Here is a 10,357-nt window from a genome sequence, read left to right on the forward strand (position 1 = left end):
CATTTTTTCATTCTACAATTTCGCCAGTTCATCCATCATTGCCGGACGCTGTTTATATTTAACTCTCCATTTTTCTTCGAGTGCTTTCACCCTCTCCGCACCGCCAGGCAGTTCCCGTATGTCTCTCAGTGTATTGACCACGGTCCGGTAGTTTTTTCGGTTGGAAGCTCTGGCAGCCATACTTTCTATTTCTTTTTCATATTTATCAAGAATCGCTTCAGGATATTTTTCCAGTAATACATCATGATGCTTTTGCACAATATGAGTCCCGGCTGTTTTTACAGCAAAATCCAACAACCTGTCATATAGCCCTTCATTGATGAATAGATCGTCTTTCCCGGAGTAATGAGTGTCTGCCCGCTCGAATATCAATTCCCTTTTTTCAGTCCATTCGTCCTCATTATAAAGTGATTTTAATTCATTGAATAATTTCATATCCCCGGCCAGGCTTAAATTAAGCGTCCATAGTTCTTTCAAATATGATTCCTCTTTCCCCTGCAGCCGGTAGATGTCTTTCAATTTTCTGGAGTACCGGTTCATAATGCCCGGGGATTTAGCATCCACAATTTTCCCCTCTTCCAGTAAATGAACCGCCTTATCATATTCCCCATTCTCCATACATTCGGATACGTAATACTCACGGACCCCGCTGAGGTATGAGTAATCTTTCATAAACGCTTCAATGAGTATCCGGTCTTTATTTAAAGATTTACAGACTTCCAGATACCTCAAAGCCCATTGTTCCATTTCAAAATCTCTGGAGAATGAATCATTCCCCTCTTCAATTTTTTTAAGTTTCTTTTCGGACAGATTCAGTTTCTTTTTAAGGTATTTCTCTTCATTAAAATTTTCAAACAGGAATGTCTCCGTATAGTCTTCTGTCACACCCATGGCTGAAGGATGCCGCTCTCTCACAAGCCACTGAAACACTTTCTTTCTGAGGTCTTCACTGCCCCGCTCAACAATCGTTTGCCAATGATCCATAATATTACTGAGTGTAAATGTAAGGCCGCCGGCAGAATCATCAATGGCCAGATTACCGAGCCGTAGAAATATCTGTTTCGACAAGTCAAAAGCCGCTTCATAATGATTGTTTTCAATCAGCACAGCCACTTCCCCGTCCAGAAAACAGTCCAGGACATCGAACATGTCATTGGCGGCAAAATAATCGACAAATCCCCGGTCCACATACTCTTTGAAGATATCTCTGATCTGATTCTTGTAAAGTTCGATATCCACATCAGACAACTCATGACTCGCCATCATTTTCAGCCGGTTAAACAAGGTCGCATCATCTCTTACAATACTGACCGTCCATTCTCTGAGCACATCCGTCTCCACCTCTTTTATAAAGTTTTCCATGTTCTGCGTTGAACCAGGTTCTGTACTGCGTGCTTTTTCCATGTCATCCAAATAAAATAATACCGCTGCCATATGTTTACAATACTCACCACTGTCTGCATGTGGACAAGTACAGGACAGAGACTCAATTTCATCTGAAAATAGTTCGATCTCCACATGATATATTTCACTGCCTGTTACACTTGCTGAAATATGTGTACTCTTATTTTCAGTCACTGTCACCAAGTCTCTTTGAAAATAGTCATAGCCTCTGTTTAAAATTTTATCCTGAAAATCATTTTCCCAATCCATTATGTTCACCTGCTCCCGATCATATTAATTAATACCATTATAAAGGAGAAAGCGAATCAGTTATAGAATAAACTGTTCCATCTCAATTGCTTTCCAGGCACTCTTACTTACACTTCTTCAAGTTCGTTATACAATGTATTACAAAGGGCCGGGAGTGATGATTATGGCTTTATCTGTAAGAATGTCTCAAGAGGAAGAAAAACTGATTAAAGAATTTGCAACGACGTATAATGTAAGTGTTTCATCGCTGATCAGGACTACGGTACTTGAAAAAATTGAAGATGAAATTGATATTGATTTATACGACAAGGCGATGCCTGAACATTTGAAGAAATGGCTTCAGAATCAGGGATGGAACCTTGATCAAGTACAAAGTACGGTTTGAGAAAAATGCCCGAAAATCGTTAAAGAAAATGGGCCGGCAGCAAAGTGAAATTATACTCTTCTGGATTAATAAACATCTCGTGAACTGCAGTGATCCAAGGATTTTTGGCAGGTCACCCGTGGGCAGCCACAAAGGAAAGTGGCGATATAGAATCGGTGATCACCGGCTCATATGCAACATTAACGATACAACCGTGACAATGGTGGTGTTGGAAATCGGTCACAGAAAAGATATTTATAAATAAAATTCCAATCTCTGAAAGTGCATGTTCCAAATCCGGGACATGCACTTTTGTTTTTGGCACAATGTTTGTGCCAAAGTCGAAGTGTAATTGTATTGTTTACAGATGATTATCGTCCTAATATTAAAGTACAAATAAAATTAATTTGAAGGGGTGACACAAATGGCAGAAGAAACAAAACGTTCAGGCGGTATTCAGCGCAAGGCTCAGGCTTTCGGTTCTTTTCTAAGCAGTATGATCATGCCGAATATCGCAGCATTTATCGCGTGGGGTCTGATTACGGCACTTTTCATCGAAGATGGTTTTTTACCTAACGAAAGCATTGCCGGTATGGTTGACCCGATGATCACTTACCTGTTACCGCTCCTGATCGCATTTTCAGGGGGCCGTCTTGTCCATGACATGCGCGGCGGTGTCGTCGGTGCGACAGCAACGATGGGTATCATCGCCGCTGCAGATTCACCGATGCTGCTCGGCGCCATGATCATGGGTCCGTTGAGTGGTTATTTAATGAAGAAAGTCGATGAATTCCTGATTCCGAGAACAAAACAGGGACTGGAGATGCTGGTCAATAACTTCTCGGCCGGTATTCTTGCATTCTTCTTGGCACTCGGCGGTATGTACGGCCTCGGGCCGCTCGTACTCGGTCTGACAGTCCTGCTCGGCCAGGGTGTGGATCTGATCATCGGCTGGGGCGTCCTGCCGCTCGTCAGCATATTCATAGAACCGGCAAAAGTATTGTTCCTGAATAACGCGATCAATCACGGTGTACTGACACCGCTCGCAACGATTGAATCCTCCGAATTCGGCCGTTCGATTTTATTCACGCTGGAAACCAACCCGGGACCGGGATTCGGGGTACTGCTCGCCTACATGTTCTTTGGTAAAGGAACGGCGCGTGCAACGGCTCCTGGAGCGGCATTCATCCAGTTCGTCGGCGGTATTCACGAAATCTACTTCCCGTACATCCTGATGAAACCGATGCTTTTAATCGCGGTCATTCTTGGTGGTGCATCCGGCATCATGACCTACAGTCTGCTTGACTTCGGACTTGCAGCACCGCCGGCACCGGGCAGTATTATCGCTTACGTACTGACAACTCCGGGCGGGGAATATCTGCCGATGGTTCTCGGTGTCGTTATTGCAACCGCAGTATCATTTACAGTGTCTGCACTGATTCTGAAATTCACTGGACAGCCTGAAGGCGATCTGTCTGCAGCGACGACACAGATGGAAGAACAAAAAGGCAAGAAATCTTCAGTCGCGGGCACACTTGCCGCTGAAGACGAAGATTCAGAAGCCGAGAAAGCACTGAAAGAAGAGAGCACGGATGTGGATGACAGCATCGATTATACGAATGTCGATAAAATCGTCTTCGCATGTGACGCCGGAATGGGATCAAGCGCCATGGGAGCCGGCATGCTCAAAAACAAGTTTAAAAAAGCAGGTCTCGATATTGATGTGACCAACTCGGCCATCAATCAGCTAAAAGGTGACGAGGACATCATCATTACGCAGAAAACACTGACTGAACGCGCGGAAAATAAAGTGCCCGAAGCGCACCATATTTCGGTGGATAACTTCCTGAACAGTCCGAAGTATGAGGAATTGCTTGAAGAATTGAAGAAACATCAATAAACTGAGTTTAAACTAACCGAATATCAATCAGGGGGTGCCATTATGATCAGTTCAAGAGAAAAGAAGATTATCACTGAACTCATTTATCATAATGGCACTTTTCTGTTGATTAAAGAAATCGCCTCAAAGCTCGGCGTATCCTCACGCACCGTCCACCGTGAACTGAAAAATGTGCGGGAAACGCTGAAGTCACTGAACATTACACTCACAAGCGAATATAAACGCGGCATCGGCATCGATATCTCTGCGCTCGAACGGGATACGCTGACACGCTATATCGCACAAAATTCCGCCAAGGACTTGAGTTCGGAAGAAAAACAGGTGGCACTCATCTATAATTTGATGCTCTATCCGGACGGGACAAAGAAAAGCGCGCTTGCTGTCGAGCTCGGTGTCAGTGAACATACACTGGATGAGCTGATCAGCCATTTGAACGACGACCTTTCACATTATGAGCTGTCCATTACCAAAGACCGGCAGAAAGGCGTCAGACTGATCGGCGACACGCTCAGCAAACAGAACTTCCTGACCAACATGATGGTGAGCGAACTGAATTCCAACAGTATATATTCAGTCATTGAAAACAACTTCGTTTTCAGCTCCCTGATCAATGATAAGCTGCTCGGCATTTTGGAAGTCGATAATATTTTCAAAGTGGAACGTCTCCTGATGGACGAACTGGACATCCTCCCCTACCAGCTGACGGAAAATGCCTATTTGAATTTAACACTGCACATCGTCCTGGCGATTGAACGGACGATGAATACGCAGACTGTTGAAATAAAGCCCTCGATCAAAGAGGAACTCGCGAACACAGAGGAGTTTGAAGTCTCGAGAGCACTCACCATAAAAATCCAGGAAGAATTCGACATCAAATTCCCGGAAGAAGAAGTTTATTTTATAACGATGCATTTAAGAGGCAGTAAAAGAAAATATCAGGCAGACGGCAGTTCCCGGACGATTGAAGAACAGACGGCGAGATTCATCAACCTTGTCAGCGAAAAGATGGAGTATCCGTTTTATGCCTATCCGGAACTGAAAGAAGGGCTCATCCTTCATATAGAACCGACGCTCCACCGTCTGGAATCCAACATCATTACGGCGAATCCGCTGCTTGAAGTGATCAAAGACCAGTACCCTGACCTGTTCAAAGCAAGCGGGGAAGCATTCGGTGAAGCGTTCGGCATTGAAAATGTCGATGAACCGGAAATCGGATTTTTAACGATCCATTTCGGCGGTATCCTAAAAGCGAATCCGCCCGTCGAAATTACGACGGTGTGTTCTTCGGGCATCGGTACAAGCAGAATTTTAGCGAACCAGCTGAAAACACATTTTCAAAATATCTATATAAAACGTGAGCTGTCCATCTCAGAACTGGCAGATACGGTACTTGGCGACAATGACCTTGTTTTAAGTACAGTCCCGCTGGATATAGACAACTATATATTGGTGACGCCGCTGCTTGATGACTACAGTATTAAAAAGATATCCGAAGCCATCGGTGAGAGCGAAACGAACGAGAGCGTCAATATACAGGGAAGCGGGTATCTTAAAAGTGAAGCGATCAATATCGATAAAATACTGCAGGCGACAGAGCTGTACCATTTTCAGAGGACTATCCATTTAAATGAGAAGATGCCCTCTCTCGACGCAGTCGCATATATTTTGGAAAACCATTCCGGCATTGAAGATATTGAACCCATTATGAATATCATGAATGAACGGTACGACATGACCGGTTTTATCATCGGAGAAGAAGGATTTTCATTCCCGCATGTAAAGTCGGAGAAGATTTCAAGGCATGAACTGATCGTCGTCACAAACGATCACGGTCTGACCGATAAAAATTACCGCGGGGCGCCCGTGACAGTCAGCCATCAGATGATACTCCTCGTGCCGGAAGATACACTGATCAACGATCTGATCAGCGATATCAGCATCCTGCTCGGTGAACATTACGATGATATCGGTGCAGTGACAAACAGCGGAAAAATTAATGAAACCATTAGGAAATATATTAAAAACAGTTACAGAAAGGACTAAATAATATGATCAATAAAGAAAATATCAAACTGAACCAAAATGTGCCAACTAAAGAGGATGCGGTGAAAGCAGCAGGCCAGGTCCTCGTCGAACAGGGCGCGGTTGAGCCGGCTTACATCGACTCCATGCTTGAACGTGAAGGCGTCGTATCAACATTCATGGGCAATGGCCTTGCGATCCCCCATGGCACGGAAGAAGGCAAGTCCTCCGTTATAGAAAGCGGACTGTCTCTCATCCAGATTCCTGAAGGCGTGGACTTTGACGGTAACGAAGTCAAAGTCGTCCTCGGCATTGCAGGGAAGGAAAATGAACACCTTGAGCTGCTGCAGAAAATCGCGATCATCTTTTCCGAGGAAGAAAATGCGGAAAAAGTGATCAATGCATCTTCAGCAGAAGAAATCATCGAGATATTTGAGAGCGAGGACGATTGATATGAAAGCAGTCCATTTCGGCGCGGGCAATATCGGCCGCGGATTTATCGGAAAAGTGCTGCATGACAACGGTTATGCTGTCACTTTTGCCGATGTGAATGAAGAGATCATCAATGCACTTAATAACGACGGACAGTACACCGTCCATATTGCTGAAGAAAACGGTGCATCATACACAGTCGATAACGTCAGCGGCATCAACACGACTGAACAGAATGACGATTTGAAAAATGCGATATTGGAAGCGGACATCATCACCACCGCAGTCGGCGTCAACATTTTGCCGATCATCACAAAATCCATTGCCCCCCACTTAAAAGCACGCGCAGCGACAGGCCGGCCGCTCAATATCATCGCCTGTGAAAATGCAGTGATGGCGACAAATGTACTGAAAGAAGCCATTCTAAATGAAACCGGTGATATTGACGCCGGCGCTTTCGGATTCCCGAATTCAGCAGTGGACCGCATCGTGCCGGTTCAGACAAATGATAATATGCTGGATGTTAAAGTCGAACCGTTTTTCGAATGGGTCATCGAAGAAGATGCCTGGGCAGGCGATGCCAAACTCGATGGTGTGACGTATGTCAAAGACCTCATGCCTTATATAGAAAGAAAGCTCTTTACAGTCAACACGGGTCATGCAGCCATCGCCTACTACGGCCGCACCATCGGCATGGAAACAGTCTCTGAAGCGATGGAAGACGACAAGGTGGAAGCATTCCTTAAGGAAGTGCTCGATGAAACAGCGGTCTATCTTACCGAAGTTTACGACTTCACCCGGGAGGAACAGAGTGATTATATCAATAAAATCATTGCCCGCTTTAAAAATACCCATCTGTCGGATGACTTGAACAGAGTCGGCCGCGGCGTGCTCAGAAAGCTCAGCCCGAACGACCGCATCATCAAACCGCTGCACTATCTTTACGACAATGACCTGAAACATGACGCACTGGCAAAACTTGTTTCCCATGCACTGCAGTTTGATAACCTGGATGATCCCGAGCAGCTCAGAATGACTGAAATGATCAAGGATGAAGGTATTGCAGAATTCGTTAAGATGCATACCGGCCTGCCTGAAAAGCTAGTCAGGGAGATTATGGAAAGTTAAATTTTATAGCATAAAAACAGGAGTGTATTCCTATAATTTCGGAATGCACTCCTGTAATTTTTAATAATCCATAGACATTACCTTGTAAATTTATAACCCACACCCCATACAGTCTGTATGATTTCAGGAGAAGATGGGTCTCGTTCAATTTTTTCTCTGACTTTTCGTATGTGAACAGTAATTGTAGTATTGTCACCTACAGCTTCCAACCCCCAAATTTTTTCAAATAACTCTTCTTTGGTAAATACCCGATTTGGATTGATGGCCAGAAAGTGTAACAAATCAAACTCTTTAACTGTCATTTCAACATTTTCTTCATTGACCATTACATTTCTTGAATCCACATTTATCATGACATTATTAAATAAAAGAATATTTTCAGCTTTATCTTTATTTGTCAGACGTTCATAGCGGGATATGTGCGCCCGGACCCTGGCTACCAGCTCATTTGGATTGAACGGTTTAACAATGTAGTCAGCAGCACCATGACTGAATCCTTTGAGCATTTCTATATCTTCACCTTTGGCAGTCACCATTAAGATTGGGATATCATATTTTGCATCAATCTTTTTGGACAAATCCAGTCCACTACCATCAGGCAGCATTAGATCCAGAATGATTAATCGATATTCTTTCGATTGAATTTTTGAAGTACCTTCTTCAATAGACATCGCAAGATCACAAATAAATCCATCAAGTTCCAGATAATCTCTTTCCAGTTCAGCAATATGTGCTTCATCTTCAATAATCAATATATCACTCATACTCATTCACCTGCTTCAAATTGAATATCACAATTGTCCCTTCATTTTTCTTACTATCTACACTGACTTCCCCGCAGTGCTTCTCAATAATTCTTTTTACTATAGAAAGTCCGAGACCACTTCCCCCTGTGCTTGAGTTTCTTGACTGATCGGCACGATAAAAGCTGTCAAATATATGATCGATGTCTTTTTCATCAATCCCAATACCATTATCGTGGATTTCTATTATCGAAAAGCCATCCTCTTCCAATAAAGAGATATTGATTTCTGTATTTTCCGGATTACTGTATTTAATCGCATTATCAATCACATTGGCCAGGGCTCTGTATAATTGCTCCCTGTCTGCGGAAACTATATGATTATTACTTTCTTCTGTCGTAAAATAAAGTTGCTGTGAGTCGGTGAGATCCAGAGTATACTCAGAGACAATATCCTGAAGAAAGCGCTCCAGATTCACTTTTGTAAATTTGAAATCTATTTCTTCCAAGTCCAGTTTGGAATACATAAATAGATCGTCTATCATATGTTCCAGCCTTGAAACCGAGTGTTGAATCACAGATGTATACCGTTCCAACTTTTCAGGTGTATCAGCCACTCCATCTTCTATCCCTTTTACGTAACCTTTAATAGAGGTGAGCGGTGTCTTCAAATCATGAGACATGCCTGCCATTAATTCCTGGCGGTTTATAAAATAAGTTTGCTCTTTTTCACGTGCCTTTTTTAATGATACTCTCATAGATTCAAATGATTCCGCCAGCTCGCCAATTTCATCTTTTCTATCTATCAATATTTTCTGTTCTAAATTACCTTCTTTAATCTGTTTGATATGTTCGTTCAACTTTAAAACAGGTTTTATAATATTTCTTGATAACATCAGGGACAATAAAAGATTTACTATGATAACCACTATTATAAAAGTGGCCAGACGATATACAGCGAAAGTGTCTGCATTATTGTTGAAGATAAAGAATATGAAAAAAGCCAGTATGATATCGACAACAAATATTGAAAGGACGGGAATAACTACCAATGCAATATTTGATAAAATAAGCTTCATTTTTATAGACATGCTGTCACCCCAATCTGTTTCATAATCTGCTACTGCCATTATAACCGATGAGATGACTTCAATGCTTTTCATGAAAAATACGCCTTTATCTCCATATGCTTTTCAATAGTTGATTTAATACCCACGTTACAGCCCCCAGAACAATGCCCATCACCACACCGGTTGTGACGCTGCTTAAAAATGCAAAAATTCTGATGATTATATTAGAAGCCAGATCAGGTAATTCTGTTAAATTCCCTCCTAATTGTACGCCTTCGGGAAATGACTGCGTCCAAAGTATCTGATGTGTAATTCCCAGAATCATTCCATAAATACTGCATAGGAACAGCATGGAAAGGAATGGTGCTTTAGCATTTTTACTTAAAATATAAATTATCCATACAATGACCGGGATGACAACAAATAATAAGTTAACAAACGTACCTTCCTCAATGATTGACAGATCATGCAAAATAACCCTCGGCAGACCAAGCAATGACAAAGGCAACAACTCTAAAATTCCTAATCCTGTTTTCTCTTTTATTATGTTCATATGATAACTCCCTCTCTTAAATCGGATAATTTCATATTAGCCGGTGGTTATTATCATATTTTTATGTAATTATTAAATATTTCTTAAATAGTTTATTTGGGAATAAAATTAAGAGTGTCTGCTTTTGTTTTCTCATGACGCCGATTGTAAAATTAAGCTAGACACATAAAGAAAGCCACTCGTGATACACTCAAAATGTATTTCCGACCAAAGAAATCATAGGAGTGATCACGAATGACCTACACCCATCTTAGCACGGATGAACTTGTAATTATAGAATCTTATTTCCATCAGAATGCCTCTGTATCAAAGATTTCAGAACAGATTGGCCGAGCACGTCAGACCGTCCACAATGTAGTCACTTTCCTGAAAGACGGTCACACCGCATTGGATTTCTATAAGCGCTACAAGGCAAACAAGCAGCGTTGCGGTCGAAAACAGACGGTGCTGTCGAATGATCAACGCGCATATGTGGCAGAAAAGGTCGCGCAAG

10 protein-coding genes and 1 pseudogene are annotated in these 10,357 nt (G+C 42.5%); 7 read left to right on the top strand and 4 right to left on the bottom strand.

Annotated features, from left to right (window positions below):
• Positions 1-12: 12 nt before the first annotated feature.
• Positions 13-1,653: an SWIM zinc finger family protein gene (locus BO48_RS12925; RefSeq protein ID WP_496367931.1), complete on the bottom strand. Its 1,641-nt coding sequence runs from the start codon at positions 1,651-1,653 to the stop codon at positions 13-15.
• Between the two features lie 163 nt (positions 1,654-1,816).
• Between BO48_RS12925 and relB the strand changes: the two genes are divergently transcribed.
• The 6 genes from relB to BO48_RS12955 all read left to right on the top strand — a co-directional run bounded on the left by relB (position 1,817) and on the right by BO48_RS12955 (position 7,499).
• On the top strand, positions 1,817-2,038 hold the full coding sequence (gene relB / locus BO48_RS12930) for a type II toxin-antitoxin system RelB family antitoxin (RefSeq protein WP_496367933.1): 222 nt from the start codon (positions 1,817-1,819) through the stop codon (positions 2,036-2,038).
• Positions 2,039-2,066: 28 nt separating this feature from the next.
• The gene (locus tag BO48_RS12935; RefSeq protein WP_496367957.1) at positions 2,067-2,282 is read left to right on the top strand and encodes a type II toxin-antitoxin system RelE family toxin; all 216 of its coding nucleotides are present in this window, start codon (positions 2,067-2,069) and stop codon (positions 2,280-2,282) included.
• A 159-nt stretch (positions 2,283-2,441) separates the two neighbouring features.
• Positions 2,442-3,917 carry a PTS mannitol transporter subunit IIBC gene (locus BO48_RS12940; protein WP_496367935.1) on the top strand — a complete coding sequence of 492 codons (1,476 nt, stop codon included), beginning with the start codon at positions 2,442-2,444 and terminating at the stop codon, positions 3,915-3,917.
• Positions 3,918-3,959: 42 nt separating this feature from the next.
• Positions 3,960-5,960: a BglG family transcription antiterminator gene (locus BO48_RS12945; RefSeq protein WP_496367937.1), complete on the top strand. Its 2,001-nt coding sequence runs from the start codon at positions 3,960-3,962 to the stop codon at positions 5,958-5,960.
• A 5-nt stretch (positions 5,961-5,965) separates the two neighbouring features.
• Positions 5,966-6,391: a PTS mannitol transporter subunit IIA gene (locus BO48_RS12950; protein WP_496367939.1), complete on the top strand. Its 426-nt coding sequence runs from the start codon at positions 5,966-5,968 to the stop codon at positions 6,389-6,391.
• A gap of 1 nt (position 6,392) precedes the next feature.
• Positions 6,393-7,499, top strand: coding sequence for a mannitol-1-phosphate 5-dehydrogenase (locus BO48_RS12955; protein ID WP_496367941.1), 1,107 nt, complete (start codon positions 6,393-6,395; stop codon positions 7,497-7,499).
• Between the two features lie 77 nt (positions 7,500-7,576).
• Here BO48_RS12955 and BO48_RS12960 read toward each other — a convergent pair whose 3' ends face one another.
• From BO48_RS12960 to BO48_RS12970, 3 genes are read right to left on the bottom strand one after another with little or no spacing between them, the layout of a single operon-like run.
• Positions 7,577-8,263: a response regulator transcription factor gene (locus BO48_RS12960; protein ID WP_496367943.1), complete on the bottom strand. Its 687-nt coding sequence runs from the start codon at positions 8,261-8,263 to the stop codon at positions 7,577-7,579.
• Positions 8,256-9,404: a sensor histidine kinase gene (locus tag BO48_RS12965; protein ID WP_496367945.1), complete on the bottom strand. Its 1,149-nt coding sequence runs from the start codon at positions 9,402-9,404 to the stop codon at positions 8,256-8,258. Before BO48_RS12965 ends, BO48_RS12960 begins: the two co-directional genes overlap by 8 nt.
• 13 nt (positions 9,405-9,417) lie before the next feature.
• A complete protein-coding gene (locus BO48_RS12970) occupies positions 9,418-9,864 on the bottom strand; it encodes a hypothetical protein (RefSeq protein WP_496367947.1) in 447 nt (148 codons plus the stop codon).
• Positions 9,865-10,098: 234 nt separating this feature from the next.
• Between BO48_RS12970 and BO48_RS12975 the strand changes: the two are divergent.
• Positions 10,099-10,357 (top strand): annotated as a pseudogene (locus BO48_RS12975) (IS30 family transposase); the annotation flags it as partial.

It is taken from the genome of Lacicoccus kunmingensis DSM 17847 (assembly GCF_059568765.1).